This window comes from Nonomuraea sp. 10N515B (genome assembly GCF_052245915.1).
In the GTDB taxonomy this organism is placed as follows: Bacteria; Actinomycetota; Actinomycetes; order Streptosporangiales; family Streptosporangiaceae; genus Nonomuraea.
Genome location: NZ_JBQQBQ010000004.1, coordinates 195,422 through 211,932, shown reverse-complemented (window position 1 = coordinate 211,932; position 16,511 = coordinate 195,422). Strand labels below are relative to the sequence as shown.

The following is a 16,511-nucleotide window of genomic DNA, read 5'->3' as shown; positions in this document are numbered from 1 at the left end:
CATGAGAATCGGAGTACTCCTGGCCGCCGTCGCGCTGGCCGCCTCAGCCTGCTCCGTGCAGGGCGGCAGCGGTGACAAGAGCGCCGCCGCGTCCGGCTACCCCAACAAGCCCGTCGAGTTCACCGTTCCGACGGACCCGGGCGGCAGCACCGACCTGCTCACCCGCGCCCTCGCCAAGAGCATCGAGGAGCCGCTCGGCGCCAAGGCCGTGGTCGTGAACAAGCCGGGCGCCAACGGCAAGATCGCCGGTAAGGACGTGTTCGGCAGCAAGCCGGACGGTTACCGCATCGCGGTGATGCCGCAGTCGCTCTTCGCCATCGGCCCGCTCATGCTCGACGACGCCGACCCGGTCAAGCTCACCGACATGACCTTCATCAAGGGTCTGGCGGTCGAGGACTACGTCCTGGTCGTGCCCGCCGACTCCAAGTACAAGACGCTCAAGGACCTGGTCGAGGCCTCCAGCGTCAAGTACGGCACCACCGGCCCCGGCACCGGCAGCCAGCTGTCGCAGACCCTGCTGTTCGGCCTGGCCAAGACGGACGCCGCCCCGGTGCCCTTCGACGGAGGCGCGCCGACCGTGACCGCGGTGCTCGGCGGCAAGGTCGACGCCGCGTCCGTGCAGATCGCCGAGGGCTTCAAGCACGTCCAGGCCGGCAAGATGCGGGCGCTCGCGGTCTTCGGCGACAAGCGGCACGAGGCCCTGCCGGAGGTGCCGACCGCCACAGAGTCCGGCTACGACGTCGTGGTCGACCAGCGCAGGTTCGTCGCGGGACCGGCCGGGCTGCCCGCCGAGGTGCGTGACAAGCTGGCCGCGGCCATCGACAAGGCCATCGCCTCGCCCGAGTACAACGAGATCCTGAAGACCAACTACATCGGCCGCTGGGACGCCAACGGCGACCAGGTCGGAACCCAGCTGAACGAGAGCCTGCAGCGCTTCGACAAGCTGGCCAAGGACCTCGGCATCGACCTGAAGGCCCAGCAGCAGTGAGCTACGAGCGTCGGCTGAACCTGGTGGCCGCCCTGGTGCCGCTGGTCATCGGCGTAGTGGCCGCGCTCATGTCGTGGAACCTGGGGGTCGGCAGCCTGTCGGCCCCCGGGCCCGGCATGTGGCCGCTGGTGGTCAGCGTCGCCATGGTGGTCATCGCCGCGGTGCTCATGCTCCAGTCGCGGCCCCGCGGCGACGAGGAACGCTTCACCAAGGACGTCGTGACGGTCGCCATCGCGGCCGCCTCGCTGATCGCCTACGCGTTCCTGTTCGAGCTCGTCGGCTTCGAGGTGCCCACCATCGCGCTGCTCGTGCTGTGGCTCAAGGGGCTCGGCCGGGAGAGCTGGCGGATGACCGCCGTGGTCTCGGTGGTCGCGACGGCGGCGCTCTACCTGCTGTTCATCACCGGGCTCGGGGTGTCCCTGCCCCACATCATCCAACTGTGAGACTGGACATGGACTTCCTTTCCCCGGTGATCGACGGCTTCGGCGTGGTCTTCCAGCCGGAGAACCTCTTCTACTGCCTGCTCGGGGTCACCCTCGGCATGCTGATCGGGGTTCTGCCCGGGCTCGGGCCAGCGGCCACCATCGCGGTGCTGCTGCCGATCACGTACAACATCGAGCCGACCGCCGCCATCATCATGCTCGCCGGCATCTTCTACGGCGCCCAGTACGGCGGCACCATCACCTCGGTGCTGCTGCGCCTGCCCGGCGAGGCGTCCAGCGTGGTCACCGCCATCGACGGGCACGCGCTGGCCAAGCAGGGCCGGGCCGGCTCGGCGCTCGGCATCGCCGCCATCGGCTCCTTCATCGGCGGCACCGTCGCGATCATCGGCCTGACGTTCGTGGCGCCGCTGGTCGCCGGCTTCGCCCTGGACTTCGGGCCGTCGGAGTACACCGCGCTGGCCCTGCTCGGCATCCTGCTGATCACCACGCTCGGCACCGGGTCGCCGCTCAAGAGCATCCTCATGGCCACGGTCGGGCTGCTGCTGGCCACCGTCGGGCAGGACCCGCTGGAAGGCGTCTCCCGCCTGACCTTCGGCGTCGACCAGCTGCTCGACGGGATCGACTTCGTCATCGTCGCGATGGGCCTGTTCGGCGTCGGCGAGATCCTCTACAACCTGGAGTCGCTGCGCCGGCCCCCGGAGGCGGCCGCGCCCGTCGGTTCGGTCTACCCCTCCCGCGCCGAGCTCAGCGAGTCCAAGGGTGCGATCACCCGCGGCTCGTTCCTCGGCTTCCTGCTCGGCATCCTGCCGGGAGGTGGCGCGACCATGGCGTCCATGGTCGCCTACGCCGTGGAGAAGCGGGCCGGCAAGCAGCCGGAGAAGTTCGGCAAGGGCGCCATCCAGGGCGTGGCCGGGCCCGAGAGCGCCAACAACGCCGCCGCGACGTCGTCGTTCATCCCGCTGCTGACGCTGGGCATCCCGGCGAACGCCACCATGGCGATCATGTTCGGTGCCCTGCTCATCCAGGGCATCACACCCGGCCCGGCGCTGGTGGCGGAGAAGCCCGACCTGTTCTGGGGCGTGGTCAACTCCATGTACGTCGGCAACCTGCTGCTGCTGGCCATGAGCATGCCGCTGATCGGGGTGTTCGTCCGCATCCTGCGGGTGCGGCAGGCCATCCTGGCCCCGCTGACGATCCTCGTCACCATGATCGGCGTCTACACGGTCAGGATGAGCGTCTTCGACATGTTCCTCATGGTCGGCCTCGGGGTGCTCGGCTACCTGATGAAGAAGGCCGGCTTCGAGCCGGGGCCGCTCGTGCTGGCGTTCGTGCTCGGCAGCCTGCTGGAGTCGTCGTTCCGCCGGTCGATGCGCATCTTCGGCGGCGACGTGACCGGCTTCCTCACTCAGCCCATCACCGCCACCCTGCTCGCCGTGATCGTCCTGATCATCGTCGTGCCCCCGGTCCTACGCCTGACCAAGCGCAAGGACTCCTCCCGAGAGAAGGTGGAAGCATGACAGTCGTCGTCGCCGGATACGTCCCCACGGCGCTCGGCCAGGCCGTCCTCGACCAGGCGCTGGCCGAGGCCGAACGCAGGAAGGCCCGGCTCGTGGTGGTGAACGTCTCCCGCCCCGGCTCCTACGTCGACCCCGACACCGCGGTGGTGGCCGACCTCGAACGCCGGGTGGGCGACGGGCACGAGGTGCGGCAGGTGCAGGACAACGACCCGGCCGCCGCGGTGCTGGATGTGGCGCAGCGGGAGTCGGCGAGCCTCGTCGTGATCGGCGTGCCGCGCCGCTCCCCGGTCGGCAAGCTCATCATGGGCAGCACGGCTCAGCGCATCCTGCTGGACTCGCCCTGCCCCGTGCTGGCGGTCAAGGAACCCTGAGGGCCATCTCCAGCACGTCGGCCAGCTGCCGCGGGGTCGGCAGGATGCGCAGCGCCTCGTCGATCTCGCGTTCCGCCCACGCGCGGTGGCGCGGCTCGGCGTCCGGATCGAGGGCGTGGCGTGCCTGGACCAGCAGGAAGTTGAGCCGGGAGGCGACCAGCATCGAGAAGTCCGCCGGCTGGGTGATGCGCCCGGGGCCGTCAGCGCGCACGTAGGCCTCGTACATGGCGCGCATGGCGTCGAGGTCGGCGACGGAGTTGTCGCAGAACCAGTCGAACAGCGCACGGGCCAGCTCCCGGCCCGGCGCGGCGGGCCCGAGGTTGTCCCAGTCGACGACCACCAGCCCGTCGTCGGCGGGATCGGCCAGGACGTTCTCGGGGTGCAGGTCGCGGTGGCAGAGGATCAGGCCGGCGGGAGCGGCCGGCGTGACCGCCGTGCACAACTCGGGCACGATGGCCAGCCGATCGGCCAGGCCCGCCGCCCACGACGCGCCCGACGCGGACAGCTTCGCCAACTCGTGCGTGGCGGGGACTCGGTCGTACCAGGCGTCGGGCGGCCGGCCGTCCGGCTCGACGGCCATGGGCTGGGCACACCGGTGCAGGCGCGCCAGCAGCGCCCCGAGCTCGGTCGGCGTGGCGGGCGCCGTCAGCTCGACCGGCCGCAGGTCCGCCCAGTCGTACAGGCGCAGCCACGTCCCATCGGGCGTCGTGAGCAGATAGCGCCCCTCGCGGTCGGCGTGGCTCGCCGGCAGCCGCACCCCGGCCGCGGCGGCCTGCCGCGCGAACGCCAGCTCCGCCTCGATCAACGCCCGTGACGGCGGCTCGGCGAAGATCTCCTTCAGCGCGTAGCACGCCGGCCCGACCTCCAGCCGCCAGATCTGCCCCAGCGCCCCCCGCGGCCCTCGGGACGCCACGACGTCCTGATCCCAGCCGAAGGCTTCCCGCACGTACGCCACGAGATCCACGCGGCCCAGTATGGGCGGTCATCTGGCCCGCGCACAAAGTTTTCATGCCGATGAAGCGCACCATCAGATGGCTCAGCGGCGGCAGCGCCGTGAAGGCGGTGAAGATCGGCGGTATTGGAAGGCTGATCCCAGTCGTCGATCAGCCCGATGCAATCGCGCAAGGCGGGGCCAGTCCCGCCACCTTTCGCCGGCTCCCGGCTGCCCGGCCTGATGGCCTCGAACATCCAGGTGGAGGGCAACCTGCGCCTGACCGATTGTCACGTCACCGGCGAGTTGCGCCTGCCGCGCGTACTGGATCTCTAGCGTCAGCTGCGGGCCGAGTCCAGTCAGGCTGATCCGCTCATAGGCGGGAACGTCGGAGGGTGCGGCGTAGCCGGCGATGAATCCCTCGAGGTCGGGACGGCCGTTCACGGTCCAGGTCGCTCCATGGCCGCGGCAGAACGGCGTGCAGCGCTCGGCCCACAACACACAACATGCCGATGGCGGTGCCGAGGTGTTCGGCCAGGAACGGCAGTACGGCATAGAAGCCGATGTTGAAGGCGAGTTGGGTGAGGATCAGCAGGCGCAGGAGGGGGGAGAGTTCCGTCCAGGTTCGCTGGCGTGGGGGCTTGGGGATCCGGGCGGCTCGGGCGAGGGTGCGGGAGATCAGGGACGTCATGGGGGTCCGCTCAAGGGGTGTGCATGGGTGGTGTGAGTGCGGGTGTCTGCGGCGGCTCGGGCACGGCTTGCTCCTGCTGGGCTGGCTGGCTTGGGCGCGTCCTCGACTGCGGCTTCAGCCGTGGACGGCGTACTCCGCCCGCCGCCGTCACCGCCAGCGCGCCCAGGGGCGAGGACGGCGGCCGGGGTGAGGACGGCCCAGGGGGCGCGTTCTGCGTAGGGCTGGTTCTCGGCGAGCAGCAGGCCCCACTCCGGTGACGGCGGCTGGGAGCCGAGGCCGAGGAAGCCGAACGCCGCCAACAGCGGGCTGATTTCGCACTGATACGGGACCGGCAGCCACCATCAGCGACAGCCGGTTTCGGTGCCCCAGGACGCCCCACGAGCGCTACCTTGCCGTTCCCGGGAGCACCACACGAACTGATCAACACGGGCAAGATCACCGGTCCAGCAACACCCTCTGAGCATTCCCACAGGCACCCGGGGGATCGCTTAGTGTCTTCCTGAACTTTTGATCTTGGCCGGTGGACAGGAGTCATCGGGATTGGGTTAAGAACTCTGCGATGAGCCGCCGAACCGCTCCTGAGCTGGGATCCCGTCGTTGCGGAGCGCCATCGACCTCCCGTGATGTGGTCAGCAGGGACAGGTGATCTGACCGTCCGCTCGACCCTGTGGCTGGCTCCCGTTGACAGGCGGGAGTTCGCATACCTGGCTTCACGGGTTGGACGTGTCCGCTTGGGCTTCATGGGCGAGCTGCCGACGATGCGGTGGCGAGCCGGCGGATGCGTCGCTCTGCTGATAGTCGGTGAGGTCGCGCAGATGCCGGATCGGTGAGGCCAGGAGGACCAACGGTATGCAGATGGCTGCGACGACAAAGATCATCAGGGTGACCCGGCCGCTGAGCACTCCGGCGATCACTCCGGCGATCAACCCGCCGATCGGGATCGCGCCCCAGGAGACGAAGCGGACCGTGGCCATCACCCGAGGCAGCAGGTCGGGCGGGCTGGCGATCTGCCGGTACGTGCGGGTCACCACACTGAGCATCACGACGCCAGCGGCGAATATCACGTTGCCCGCGGCGAAGGCGGCGAAGCCCTGCCAACCGGTGCCGAGGGGAACGACGAGCGCCCCGGCGACCGAGACGAATCCGGCGACGATCAGGGCGCGGGCGGTGCCGAGCCTGGCCGTGACCTGGTTCGTCAAAGCCGCGCCGATCAGCGTGCCGACGCCGTCCGCCGCTAGCAGCAGGCCAACGAGGCCGGGCTCGGCGTGCAGCTCGCGTACGAGGTACAGCGCGTAGAGCGCGTGCTGTGCCCCGCAGACCGTGTTGGCCGCGGTGGCGGCCCACATGCACGGACCCATGACCGGGTGGTGGACGACGAAACGCCAGCCTTCGCGGATCATCGCGCGCACCGGTGGCCAGCGGTCGGGGGCCTCTGCGCGGCGTTCGGGCAGGGTCCGCAGCAGCAAGGCTGAGACAAGGTAACTTGCCGCGTCGACGAGGAGGGTGGGCACCGCCCCGAGCACCTGGACGATGAGACCGCCAACCGACGGCCCACCGAGCTGAGTAGTGGCGTGGGTGCCGGACGTCAGACTGTTACGGGACTGCAACTGCTCCTTGCTCACGATCGACGGCAGGAAGGTCGAGTTGGCGACGTCGAAGACGACGTTCGCGAAGCTCATCACAAGGGCCACGATCACCAGTTGGGCGACCGTCAGCCGGTCCAGCCACCAGGCCAGCGGGATGGAGATGACCGCCACCGCGCGGGCCAGGTCGGCGCCGACCTGAACCCCTCGCATGGGGAGTCGCTGCACCATCACCCCGGCGGGCAGGCCTATCACGATCCACGCGACGTAACCGGCGGCGGCGATCAAGCCCATCTCGAACGCGGAGGCGTCGAGCACCGTCAAGGCCGTCAGCGGCAGCGCCACCGCGCCTACCGCCGAGCCGACCGCGCTGGTCGTGCCAGCCGTCCACCACCGCCAGAAGACGCCCGCCCCTCCTCCACTGTCGATTCCCATCCCAGCACCTCTCCTCAGGTAAGTTCCAGAATGGAACGCACTATACTGGAGTATGTGAAGCGCACCGATCTGCCCGACTCCGACTGCGGTATCGCGCAAGCGCTCGGAGTGATCGGCGACTGGTGGACGTTCCTGGTAGTGCGGGACATCGCGGGCGGCACCACCCGCTTCGACAGCCTTCAACGCGAGCTCGGCGTCAGCCGTCGAGCTCTGGCCGAACGCCTGGCCAGGCTCGTCGAACACGGGGTGCTCGAGAGGCGGCCCTATTCCGATCGCCCGCCGCGCTACGACTACGTGCTGACCACGAAGGGCGAAGGTCTCCTGCCGGCGCTCATCGCCCTGCAGGATTGGGGCGCCAGACATGTGATGGGCGATGGGGCGCTGACCGCGACCAGCGATGACGGGTCCGCCGAGAGCCGTCGCATGCACGAGCTGGTCAACCGGAAAATGCCGGATGTCGTGCTGAAACGACATGACGGCGAGCCGGTCGTGCCCAACGCACCGGGCGGCGTCTGGACTGTGCTCTACTTCTTCCCCGGCGCCTTTGCTCCGGGCACCCAGGGCTACCCGCCCGGTTGGGCCGACATACCGGGGACGAAGGGTTGCACTTTGGAGGCTCTCACCTACGCGTCACGGTGTGCCGACTTCGAGGCGGCAGGTGCCACGATCCGAGGCGTGAGCACCCAGCGACCCGACCAGTTGGCCGCCTTCGTCACGCACGCGAGGTTGTCCTATCCCCTCCTGTCCGACCAAGACAGCAGACTCGCCGCTGGGCTGCTGCTGCCGACCTTCCGAACGGCCGGCGTCGACCGCTTCAAGCGCCTCACCCTGTTGCTCGACCCCGACGCGATCATCCGGGCGGTGCAGTTTCCGATCAGCGATCCGGCCGGTTCAGTGGATGAGATGCTCGCGCTCGTCCGCAGTCAATGACAACGATCCGTGCCCGTTCGTCGCCCATCGTCCGCCTGCTCTTCACCGTCGCCTACGAGATGCTCGGCTCTGCGTTGCCGATTACGCGCACCTGGTACTGAAAGGTCTCGCGGTTTTGGTAAGCACCCCGCCGCCTGGCCGACCGGCACCGTGCCGCCACACGCCCGAGGGCATATCGTCCGGCGATGTAAGAGGGGACGGGGCGACCCGTCCCCTGCTCGATGGCTGCGGAGGGGCTATGACGTGGTGGTACGGCCGGAACCGGCCTCAGGGTAGGCGTTCGCCGTGATCTGGCCGCCGAGATCGGTAGTGATGAAGTCGGCCAGCGCCTGTTGGTACGTGACACCGACGGTGGTGAACGACAAGCCACGGAACGGGTACTGGTCACCGCCGCGGGCACTGAAGTCGTTGGTGGCCACCGAGATGCCCGCCAGGGACGACCGCGCCATCTTGCACGATCACGGTGCCGTCGTTCAGGGTGACCGAGCGGATCCGGGTGCCGGGCGTCAGCACCGTACCGGCGTTGTCGACGACCTGGGCGGTGCCGGCCGGGTCGTAGACGAACTTGAAGCCCGCCATCTGTGCCAACCGCCCGTCCGCGGCGGGGATCTTGGTGGTGAACGTCTCCCGCCCCGGCTTGTACGTCGACCTCGACACCGCGGTGGAGTCGGCGAGCCTCGTCGTGATCGGCGTGCCGTGTCGCTCCCCGGTCGGCAAGCACGAAACAGCCCTTGCCCCGGCTGGAGATGGTCAGAGCCTCTACGAAGCGGTCCCGAGGGCGAGCCAATGCGCCGCGTGGAACACGTAATCGCCGACCTGGAGAAGCGCGCTATTCATAGTGGGTGCGGCAGGCCACGATCTGGACGGTGTCGGTTTCGATGGCGTAGACAATGCGGTGCTCTATGGTGATGCGGCGTGACCAGAAGCCCGAGAGGTTCTGGCGTAGGGGTTCGGGTTTGCCGATGCCCTCGTAGCCGTTGCGGCAGATGTCTTCGATCAGGCGGTTCAGCCGTTTGAGGGTGGCACGATCGTTCTGCTGCCACCACAAGTAGTCGTTCCACGCCTCTGGCGTGAAAAGAATCTTCACTCGGTGTCCTGGGCGGGGACCTCGATGAGCTCGTGCGGCTGGGCTTGGCCGCTGCGCAGGCTTTCGATGGAGGCGGCCAGGTGACGGGCGTTGGCCGGGATGCCGAGGAGGAACGCGGTCTCCTTCAGCGACTCGTACTCGCGGAGGCTGATCACAACGGCTGGTTCGCGGTTGGGGCGGGTCACGACGATCTCGTCAAGATCTTCTGTGACGCGGTCCAGGGCCGCCGCCAGGTTCGAGCGGAACTCGCTCGCGGACATCGGGTGCATGGGTCCTCCCTCCCTGGAGAGTACGCAATCACGTACGTCGATTGCAAGGTCGCCTGGCTGCCCACCTGGCCCGACCGGCACTGCCTTCGTCGACTCCGCCACCTCCGGCCGGCCATCAAGCGGTGGAACTTGGCCGGCCTGCTCGCCCAGTGCGGGCTGGAGGAAGTGGCCAGGGCCACGCTCATCCGCGCGTGCCGGGGATACGTACTGGCTGTTCGCCGGCGCCGACATCGGACACGGGTCAGGGCTTCCCGATGTGCTCGGGTCGTACGCCCAACCCGATGAAGCGCCCCATCAGATGCCGCAGCGGTGGCAGCGCCTTGAAGGCAGTGAAGATCGGCGGCACGTGCGCGGCGGTATCGTCCGCCGCCTTCTTCGGATATAGGTCGCGGAGGATGCGAACCTGGAAGGCCTGGGTCACTCTGACAGCCCGTTCCCTGCGTGCCTGCACTCTGGCGAGTGCGTCTTCGCCCGGGACGCCCGCCTGACGACGGAGGACGGGACCGAGCAGGTTGGCGGTGGCGACGGCGTCCTGCACGGCCAGGTTGATGCCGACGCCGCCCGCGGGCGACATGGCGTGGGCGGCGTCCCCGATGCAGAGCAACCCCGGCCGGTGCCACCGCGGCAGCCGGTCGACCCTGACGGTCAACTGGTGGACGTGATCCCAGTCGTCGATCAGACCGACACGATCGCGCAGGGCCGGCGCCAGACCTGCCACCCGCTCGCGGAACGCGGGCAGCCCGGCCTCCTTGAGCTCCGCGAACGCCCCCGGCGGGATCGTGTAGGCGAGCTGCCAGTACTCGCCCCGGTCGATGGCGACCAGCGCGCCCTGGCCACGCTGGAAGAAGGGCATACGGTCGTCGTCGCGGCGAGGCAGGCGGAACCACAAGACGTCCATGGGCGGCGAACTCGCCCTGGACTCCAGTCCGGCCACGTCGCGGAGCGTGGAATGGCGGCCGTCGGCGGCGATCACCAGGTCGGCCCGTACGTCGAGCGGCCCGTCTGCGGTGGCCGCCCGGACCCCCGTGACGCGCCCCTCCTCCATGATCAGTCCTGTCGCACTGGTGCTGCGCAGCAGGCGGAAGGAGGGGTACGTGGCGGCCTTGCCGGCCAGGAAGTCCAGCACGTCCCACTGGGGCATGAAGGCGATGTACGGGCAGCGCACGCGCAGGCGGGTGAAATCGGCGAAGGTGACGTCCCGGCCGCCGATGCTCACGGTGACGTCGCGCATCCTGGTGTGCGGCAGCTTCAGGAACTCCTCGATCCAGCCCAGCTCGGCGATCAGCTCCAGCGTGGAGGGGTGGACGGTGTCACCTCGGAAGTCCCTGAGGAAGTCGGCGTGCTTCTCCAGGACGGTCACCTCGACACCCTGGCGGGCCAGCAGCAGCCCGGCCATCATCCCGGCGGGGCCGCCGCCGACCACGCAACATCTCGTGCTCTCGGTACGCATGTCGTCTCATCCTTCCTCGGGGAACAGCAGCTCGACCAGGCGTTCGACGTCGACCGGGGTGCCCGTCCTGCGGTTCACGGCCACGGTGGCGAGCAGGGTCTTGGCCGCGGTCGCGACGTCGTGGGGGCGCAACTCGCCGGCCGCGACGCGGGCGGCCAGGAAATCGCCGATCAGCCGCTGCCCTTCGGTCATCAGCTCGGCCAGCTCGGCGCGCGCCTGGGTGGCGCTGAAGAACACGGCCATGAGGTCGGCGTTGCCGGCGAGCAGGTGGTCGAACGCCTCCAGCAACTCGGTGAGCACCTGCCTGGCCGGCCGCGTGCCGTGGTCGGCGGTCAGGAGCTCGCGCAGCTGCGGCAGGAAGCCGCGCTCCGCCAGCAACGCCTGGACCAGGGCCTCCTTGCTGTCGAAGTAGCGATAGAGCAGGCCGGGCGTCACTCCTGCCGCTGCGGCGAGATCCTTGACCGACGCGCCGTCCACGCCTTTCCCGGCGAAAACCGTCAGCGCCGCGTCGAGCAACTGCTCGCGCCGCCATTCCGCCTGTTCCTTCCGCGTTCTTGCCATGACTCCTCATTGAGTAAACGTTTATTCAATGTAGAGGAGATGAGGCCGGAGACGCAAGGAAAGGCCTTGAGGTCAGGCGACCGTGGACAGGCCCGAGGAGTGCGCGAGGGCCGCCGCCTCGGTGCGGGTTCCCACGCCCAGCTTGTCCAGGATGTTCGCCACGTGGAACTTCACGGTGTGCTCGCTGATCAGCAGCTCCTCGGCGATCTGCCGGTTACGCAGTCCGCGCGCCAGCCGTTCGAGCACCTCCAGCTCGCGCGGCTTGAGCGCGGCCAGCGCGTCGCCCTGGCTCCCGTGTACGGCCGGCGCGAGCGGCAGCACGGCGGTCACCGTGGTGCCCCATCCGGGAACGGAGTCCAGCGTCAGGCGCCCGCCCACGGCAGCCGCCAGCTCGGCCAGGCGGCGCACGGGCAGGGCGTCGGCGGTGAGCACGCCGGGACCGTCGTCGCGAACCGTGACGAGCAGCTCCGCATCGGACAGCTCCCAGGTCGCCCGGATCCTGGTGAGGCCCTCGTACTCGAGCATGGTCACGATGGCGCCGCGGACCAGAGCCTGGGCCGCGCCCGCCAGATCGCCCGGGAGGGCGCGGTCGCGCTCGCGCGGGCCGGCGAGTTCCAGCGACACCTCGCTGTAGCGGGTCAGCGGCGCGAGTTTGTCGGCCAGCCGGTCGAACGCCGTCCCGGCCGGCTCCTCGCTCAGCGACCGGTCGAGGTCGCCTGCGGCACGTAGCTCGATCAGCGCCGACACCGCCAGGTCGATGGCGGCCCGGCGGGCGGCGCCGTCGTCGAGCGAGCGGCTGCGCAACGCGCCGAGCAGCGCCTTGAGCGTGGCGGCGTGGGCCCCCGTGAGCTCGGCTATGGCGCGGGCGCGCTCGCCGGCGGCCACCCGGCTGCCGCTGAGGCCGGCGGGCGGGAGGTTCGCGGCCCGGTGCGACAGCTCCACGGCGACCAGGTCCCACAGCCGCCGCACCAGATCGCGCACCGGAGCGGCAGGCACGGTCCCTCCGGCCGTCACCACCACGAGCAGGGCGCCGGAGGCCCCGGGCGGGCGGGCCGCGACGGCCAGCGCCGGGAGCTGCCCGCCCGCGAGGCGCAGCTCGCCGAACCACGGCTCGCCCACGTCGACGGCGCCGCCCACGCGGGCCAGCTCGGCGCTGGTGATCTTCTCGGTGAGCGCGGGGTCGCCGTATGTCTTCATGGGATGCCGGGCGCAGTCGCCGGTGAGCATGGCCAGCGCCCGGTGCGGCAGGAATCCCGACAGCGCCTGAGACAAGGGCTCCAGCATGGCGCCGATCGGAGCTTGGAGGATCGAGGCGGCGGCGGCCAGAACGATACGCGGGTCGGGCAGGTCCATGAATCTCATGCTAGGTGCGCTCGGTCAGGCGGCGGGTCTGGCCGTTCGGGTGGCGAACACTGCCCGAACGGGCGGTGAGCCCGGCGGCCTGTGGCGCCGAGGCTGTGGATATCCGGCTTCTGAGAGGAGCGCCATCATGATCCTGCCCACCCGCGCCGGCGACCGTCCACGCACCGGGCCCTCCGTACCCCACGTCCAGCTCAGCCAGAACAGTCCCGATGAGATCCGCGAGCAGCTGAAGCGCTGGATGACCGGCGGGCTGCCCGGCACCCGGATCAGGCCCAGCGAGATCTCCGAGCCGGGCGCCACCGCGTTCTTCCTGGAAGGAGGCACGCTGCCGCCGCGCGGCGCGGTGCTCATGCCGCCGCGACTCACCGCGGAGTTCGCCCACATCCACCTGGACGGCAGTCTGCACGTGTCCCTGTCACCGGACGATCAGCAGGAGCTCGTCGCCAAGGGCTGGGGCGAACGTCATCCGCTCTACTCCCCCGCCGTCAACGTGGTGATGGTGTACGGTCCCCGGACGGCGGACGAGCTGGAGGTGGCCAAGACCGTGATCGCGGCCTCCTACCACTACGCGACCGGGAGGACGCTCGCCGCGTACGCGTGATCCCGCTAGGGGCGCAGGGGAAGCTCGTCGAGCACGGACTCCGCGAGCTGCGCGGCGCTGTGCTCGTAGCGGTGGGCCAGCGTGTGGAACAGCTTCTCCGCGCGGATGGCCGGCCAGTCGGCGGGCAGGTGCTCGGCCGGGAGGCGCGGGTCCTGGCGGACGAGTTGCAGCCAGTCGGTGTGCAGGAACAGCTGTCTGGCCAGGTCGTCGGTGGCGGACGGCAGCGGGTGCGCGGTGTCCCAGCGGTCGAGGAAGACCCGGTAGCGCTCGGCGATCTGGTCGGTGTCGAACGCCTTGCGGACCAGGTCGGCTGATTCGGTCGGCTTGTACGCCTGCGCCTGGAGCACCGTGACGTTGTCGCCGAGGCCGAGCGGGGCGAGCATCGACTCCACGTCCTTCACGCCGGGAGCGATCCAGAGCCCGCCCTGGAGTGGCCCGAATCCGGCCCAGATGAGCTGGGAACGCAGGTCGTGGCGGGTGCTGCGCTCATTGCCCGGCAGGGAGAAGCCGACCAGAGTCCAGGTGCCGTCCCAGTCGCGGTTGACCGCGCCGGTCTCCCAGACGTGCCGGCGCCCGTCGTCGAGCACGTCGGTGGCGTGCTCGGTGAGGCCGAAATAGACCTTCTTGCCCTGGCGGTGCCTGGTCAGCAGGTTGCGCTTGGCCATGCGGGTGAGCGTGGAGCGCACCGCCTCCTCGGAGACGCCCAAGCGGGCGAAGACGTCGATGACGCTGCCGGAGTAGACCGCGGTGCCGCGCCCCAGCACGTAGATGCCGAGAAAGCTGAACATCAGCGACTGCGGGCGCGCCGAAGGCGGCTGATGCGGCTGGTCCTGCTCGTCCTCGTGCTTCACAGACATGAGCGTAGACGGAGCACAGATGTAGGGCAAACTCTTGACGCAGGTTGGAAATATGCCCAACGTAGAGGGCGTCGGGTTTGTGAGGCCGATGTTGGGCAGAACTTTGACCTAAGTCACGAAAGTGCCCTACATTGACCGGCGTCGATGGACTCCTGCGGTGTTTGGGGTGGAATAGATGGATTTGTCGGGCAAGGTGGCCGTGGTCACGGGGGCCGGTCGTGGGCTCGGCCGGGCGTATGCGGAGGCGCTCGGCGCCGCCGGGGCGGCGGTCGTCGTCAACGACGTGGACGCTGAGGCGGCCGCCCAGGTGGTCGAGGCCGTCGTCGCGGCGGGTGGCAAGGCTGTGGCCGAGGTGGGCGCGGTCGGCGGGACCGAGGTCGCGCAGCGGCTGGTGGACACCGCGGTCAAGGAGTTCGGCCGGCTCGACGTCATGGTGACCAACGCCGGCATCCTGCGGGACCGGGTCCTGTGGAAGATGTCCGACGAGGACTTCGACGCGGTCGTGGAGGTGCACCTGCGGGGCACGTTCACCTGCGCCCGCGCGGCCGCCGTACGCATGCGCGAGCAGGGCGACGGCGGCCGGCTGATCCTGATCTCCTCCCCGGCCGGGCAGCGCGGCAACTTCGGCCAGACCAACTACGCCGCCGCCAAGGCGGGCATCGTGGCGATGGCCCGCACCTGGGCCATGGAGCTGGGCCGGGCCAACATCACCGTCAACGCCGTCGTCCCGGTCGCGGCCACCGAGATGACGAAGACCATCCCCGTGTTCGCGCCGATCCTGGAGGAGGCCGAGCGCACCGGTGACCCGCTGCCGGACTGGCTGCGCAAGGACGAGGGCCTCGGCACGGTCGAGGACGTGGCCGGGCTGATCGTCTACCTCGCCTCGGACGCCTCCGCCGGCGTCACCGGGCAGGCCGTCGGCATCGGCGGCGACAAGCTGGCGCTCTGGTCGCATCCCCAGGAGAAGGCCGTCGCCTACGCCGACGGCGGCTGGTCCGCCGACGCCATCGCCGCCTCGTGGGAGGCGGGTGTCGGGGCCGAGCCGGAGACGTACGGGATCCCCGCGCCGAAGGCGCCCACCTCATGAACGTCGACGAACTGGTCGCGATCGACGTCCACACGCATGCGGAGGTCTCCAAGGACGGGCACGGCTCGCTCAGCCCGGCGTTGTTCGGGGCGTCGGAGGAGTACTTCGGCGCGCACGAGCAGCCGACCATCCCGCAGATGGCCGCCTACTACCGGGAGCGGCAGATGGCCGCGGTGGTGTTCACGGTGGACGCCGAGCACGCCACCGGCCATCCCCGCATCTCCAACGAGGAGATCGCCGAGAGCTGCGCCGAGCACGCCGACGTGCTCATCCCGTTCGCCAGTGTCGACCCGTGGAAGGGCCGGGCGGGTGCCCGCGAGGCCCGCCGCCTGATCACCGACTACGGGGTGCGCGGCTTCAAGTTCCACCCCAGCATCCAGGGTTTCGCCCCGAACGACCCGCTGGCCTACCCGCTGTACGAGGTGATCGAGGAGCTGGGCGCGATCGCCCTGTTCCACACCGGCCAGACCGGCATCGGCGCGGGTGTGCCCGGTGGGGCGGGCATCCGGCTCAAGTACTCCAACCCGATGCTGGTCGACGACGTCGCCGTGGACTTCCCGCACCTGAAGATCATCCTGGCGCACCCGTCGTTCCCCTGGCAGGACGAGGCCCTGGCGGTGGCCACGCACAAGCCGTCGGTGCACATCGACCTGTCCGGCTGGTCGCCGAAGTACTTCCCGCCGCAGCTCGTCCGGTACGCCAACACGCTGCTCAAGGACAAAGTGCTGTTCGGCTCCGACTACCCGGTGATCACCCCGGACCGGTGGCTGGCCGACTTCGCCAAGCTCGACATCAAGCCCGAGGTCCGCCCCAAGATCCTCAAAGACAACGCCGCGCGCCTGCTCGGCCTCACCCCCAAGGAGACGCAGTCATGACCACCGTCGCGAACGGTCTCGCCGAGCTGAAGGCGCTGGCCGGTCAGGACCTCGGCCACAGCGGCTGGCTGGAGATCACCCAGGAGCGGGTGAACACCTTCGCCGACGCCACCAACGACCACCAGTGGATCCACGTGGACCCGGAGCGGGCGAAGGACGGGCCGTTCGGCGGCACGATCGCGCACGGCTACCTGACCCTCGCCCTGCTCATCCCCTTGTTCAACGAGCTGCTCGACATCCAGGGCATGAAGATGAGCATCAACTACGGCCTGGACAAGGTCCGCTTCCCGAGCCCCGTCAAGGTCGGCAGCAAGATCCGCCTCGCCGGCAAGGTCGCCGAGGTCGAGGACGTCCCCGGCGACGGCGTCCAGATGTTGCTCGACTTCACCGTGGAGATCGACGGCGCGGCCAAGCCCGCGTGCGTCGCCCGTGCCGTCTACCGGCACTACGCCTGATCCCCCCTTCCAGATGTG

General features: G+C 69.6%; 21 protein-coding genes. 10 read left to right on the top strand and 11 right to left on the bottom strand.

What is annotated here, in order from left to right:
• Position 1: 1 nt before the first annotated feature.
• Genes ACTWQA_RS07520 through ACTWQA_RS07505 form a run of 4 tightly spaced genes read left to right on the top strand, consistent with a single transcriptional unit; the run spans position 2 to position 3,319 of the window.
• On the top strand, positions 2–988 hold the full coding sequence (locus ACTWQA_RS07520; RefSeq protein WP_443158533.1) for a Bug family tripartite tricarboxylate transporter substrate binding protein: 987 nt from the start codon (positions 2–4) through the stop codon (positions 986–988).
• Positions 985–1,431, top strand: coding sequence for a tripartite tricarboxylate transporter TctB family protein (locus ACTWQA_RS07515; RefSeq protein ID WP_443158532.1), 447 nt, complete (start codon positions 985–987; stop codon positions 1,429–1,431). The genes ACTWQA_RS07520 and ACTWQA_RS07515 overlap by 4 nt, the downstream gene beginning before the upstream one ends.
• Positions 1,428–2,948, top strand: a complete 1,521-nt coding sequence (locus ACTWQA_RS07510; protein WP_371825756.1) for a tripartite tricarboxylate transporter permease — start codon at positions 1,428–1,430, stop codon at positions 2,946–2,948. The genes ACTWQA_RS07515 and ACTWQA_RS07510 overlap by 4 nt, the downstream gene beginning before the upstream one ends.
• Entirely contained in the window at positions 2,945–3,319 is a 375-nt protein-coding gene (locus tag ACTWQA_RS07505; protein ID WP_443158531.1) for a universal stress protein, read from the top strand. The genes ACTWQA_RS07510 and ACTWQA_RS07505 overlap by 4 nt, the downstream gene beginning before the upstream one ends.
• Here the strand turns inward: ACTWQA_RS07505 and ACTWQA_RS07500 are convergent.
• Complete coding sequence (locus ACTWQA_RS07500; RefSeq protein WP_443158530.1) at positions 3,306–4,283, bottom strand: phosphotransferase enzyme family protein; 978 nt, start codon at positions 4,281–4,283, stop codon at positions 3,306–3,308. The genes ACTWQA_RS07505 and ACTWQA_RS07500 overlap by 14 nt on opposite strands.
• A 147-nt stretch (positions 4,284–4,430) precedes the next feature.
• Here ACTWQA_RS07500 and ACTWQA_RS07495 point away from each other — a divergent pair, with 147 nt between their 5' ends.
• Entirely contained in the window at positions 4,431–4,586 is a 156-nt protein-coding gene (locus ACTWQA_RS07495; protein ID WP_443158529.1) for a hypothetical protein, read from the top strand.
• Between the two features lie 37 nt (positions 4,587–4,623).
• Here the strand turns inward: ACTWQA_RS07495 and ACTWQA_RS07490 are convergent, their stop codons facing one another.
• Positions 4,624–4,941, bottom strand: coding sequence for a hypothetical protein (locus tag ACTWQA_RS07490; RefSeq protein WP_443158528.1), 318 nt, complete (start codon positions 4,939–4,941; stop codon positions 4,624–4,626).
• A gap of 710 nt (positions 4,942–5,651) precedes the next feature.
• Complete coding sequence (locus ACTWQA_RS07485; protein WP_443158527.1) at positions 5,652–6,959, bottom strand: MFS transporter; 1,308 nt, start codon at positions 6,957–6,959, stop codon at positions 5,652–5,654.
• Between the two features lie 54 nt (positions 6,960–7,013).
• On the opposite strand from ACTWQA_RS07485, the gene ACTWQA_RS07480 reads away from it, so the two are divergent.
• Complete coding sequence (locus ACTWQA_RS07480; protein ID WP_443158526.1) at positions 7,014–7,889, top strand: winged helix-turn-helix transcriptional regulator; 876 nt, start codon at positions 7,014–7,016, stop codon at positions 7,887–7,889.
• Positions 7,890–8,125: 236 nt separating this feature from the next.
• Here ACTWQA_RS07480 and ACTWQA_RS07475 read toward each other — a convergent pair whose 3' ends face one another.
• The 7 genes from ACTWQA_RS07475 to ACTWQA_RS07445 all read right to left on the bottom strand — a co-directional run bounded on the left by ACTWQA_RS07475 (position 8,126) and on the right by ACTWQA_RS07445 (position 12,609).
• Complete coding sequence (locus ACTWQA_RS07475) at positions 8,126–8,254, bottom strand: hypothetical protein (protein ID WP_443158525.1); 129 nt, start codon at positions 8,252–8,254, stop codon at positions 8,126–8,128.
• A 19-nt stretch (positions 8,255–8,273) separates the two neighbouring features.
• Positions 8,274–8,606 (bottom strand): hypothetical protein, encoded by a 333-nt coding sequence (locus ACTWQA_RS07470; protein WP_443158524.1) that lies wholly within the window; start codon positions 8,604–8,606, stop codon positions 8,274–8,276.
• 112 nt (positions 8,607–8,718) lie between these two features.
• Positions 8,719–8,976: a Txe/YoeB family addiction module toxin gene (locus ACTWQA_RS07465; protein ID WP_443158523.1), complete on the bottom strand. Its 258-nt coding sequence runs from the start codon at positions 8,974–8,976 to the stop codon at positions 8,719–8,721.
• Entirely contained in the window at positions 8,973–9,245 is a 273-nt protein-coding gene (locus tag ACTWQA_RS07460; protein ID WP_443158522.1) for a type II toxin-antitoxin system Phd/YefM family antitoxin, read from the bottom strand. Before ACTWQA_RS07460 ends, ACTWQA_RS07465 begins: the two co-directional genes overlap by 4 nt.
• A 241-nt stretch (positions 9,246–9,486) precedes the next feature.
• Positions 9,487–10,695 carry an FAD-dependent oxidoreductase gene (locus ACTWQA_RS07455; protein ID WP_443158521.1) on the bottom strand — a complete coding sequence of 403 codons (1,209 nt, stop codon included), beginning with the start codon at positions 10,693–10,695 and terminating at the stop codon, positions 9,487–9,489.
• 6 nt (positions 10,696–10,701) lie between these two features.
• Positions 10,702–11,256 carry a TetR/AcrR family transcriptional regulator gene (locus ACTWQA_RS07450; protein ID WP_327583943.1) on the bottom strand — a complete coding sequence of 185 codons (555 nt, stop codon included), beginning with the start codon at positions 11,254–11,256 and terminating at the stop codon, positions 10,702–10,704.
• A gap of 72 nt (positions 11,257–11,328) precedes the next feature.
• Positions 11,329–12,609 carry a LuxR C-terminal-related transcriptional regulator gene (locus ACTWQA_RS07445; protein ID WP_443158520.1) on the bottom strand — a complete coding sequence of 427 codons (1,281 nt, stop codon included), beginning with the start codon at positions 12,607–12,609 and terminating at the stop codon, positions 11,329–11,331.
• Between the two features lie 136 nt (positions 12,610–12,745).
• Between ACTWQA_RS07445 and ACTWQA_RS07440 the strand changes: the two genes are divergently transcribed.
• Positions 12,746–13,219 carry a luciferase domain-containing protein gene (locus tag ACTWQA_RS07440; RefSeq protein ID WP_443158519.1) on the top strand — a complete coding sequence of 158 codons (474 nt, stop codon included), beginning with the start codon at positions 12,746–12,748 and terminating at the stop codon, positions 13,217–13,219.
• A gap of 5 nt (positions 13,220–13,224) precedes the next feature.
• Here the strand turns inward: ACTWQA_RS07440 and ACTWQA_RS07435 are convergent, their stop codons facing one another.
• Positions 13,225–14,070, bottom strand: a complete 846-nt coding sequence (locus ACTWQA_RS07435; RefSeq protein ID WP_443158518.1) for a PaaX family transcriptional regulator — start codon at positions 14,068–14,070, stop codon at positions 13,225–13,227.
• Positions 14,071–14,251: 181 nt separating this feature from the next.
• On the opposite strand from ACTWQA_RS07435, the gene ACTWQA_RS07430 reads away from it, so the two are divergent.
• Genes ACTWQA_RS07430 through ACTWQA_RS07420 form a run of 3 tightly spaced genes read left to right on the top strand, consistent with a single transcriptional unit; the run spans position 14,252 to position 16,493 of the window.
• Complete coding sequence (locus tag ACTWQA_RS07430) at positions 14,252–15,163, top strand: SDR family oxidoreductase (protein WP_443158517.1); 912 nt, start codon at positions 14,252–14,254, stop codon at positions 15,161–15,163.
• Positions 15,160–16,038 carry an amidohydrolase family protein gene (locus ACTWQA_RS07425; protein WP_443158516.1) on the top strand — a complete coding sequence of 293 codons (879 nt, stop codon included), beginning with the start codon at positions 15,160–15,162 and terminating at the stop codon, positions 16,036–16,038. Before ACTWQA_RS07430 ends, ACTWQA_RS07425 begins: the two co-directional genes overlap by 4 nt.
• Positions 16,035–16,493: a MaoC family dehydratase gene (locus tag ACTWQA_RS07420; protein WP_305915899.1), complete on the top strand. Its 459-nt coding sequence runs from the start codon at positions 16,035–16,037 to the stop codon at positions 16,491–16,493. The genes ACTWQA_RS07425 and ACTWQA_RS07420 overlap by 4 nt, the downstream gene beginning before the upstream one ends.
• The last annotated feature ends 18 nt before the right edge of the window (positions 16,494–16,511 follow it).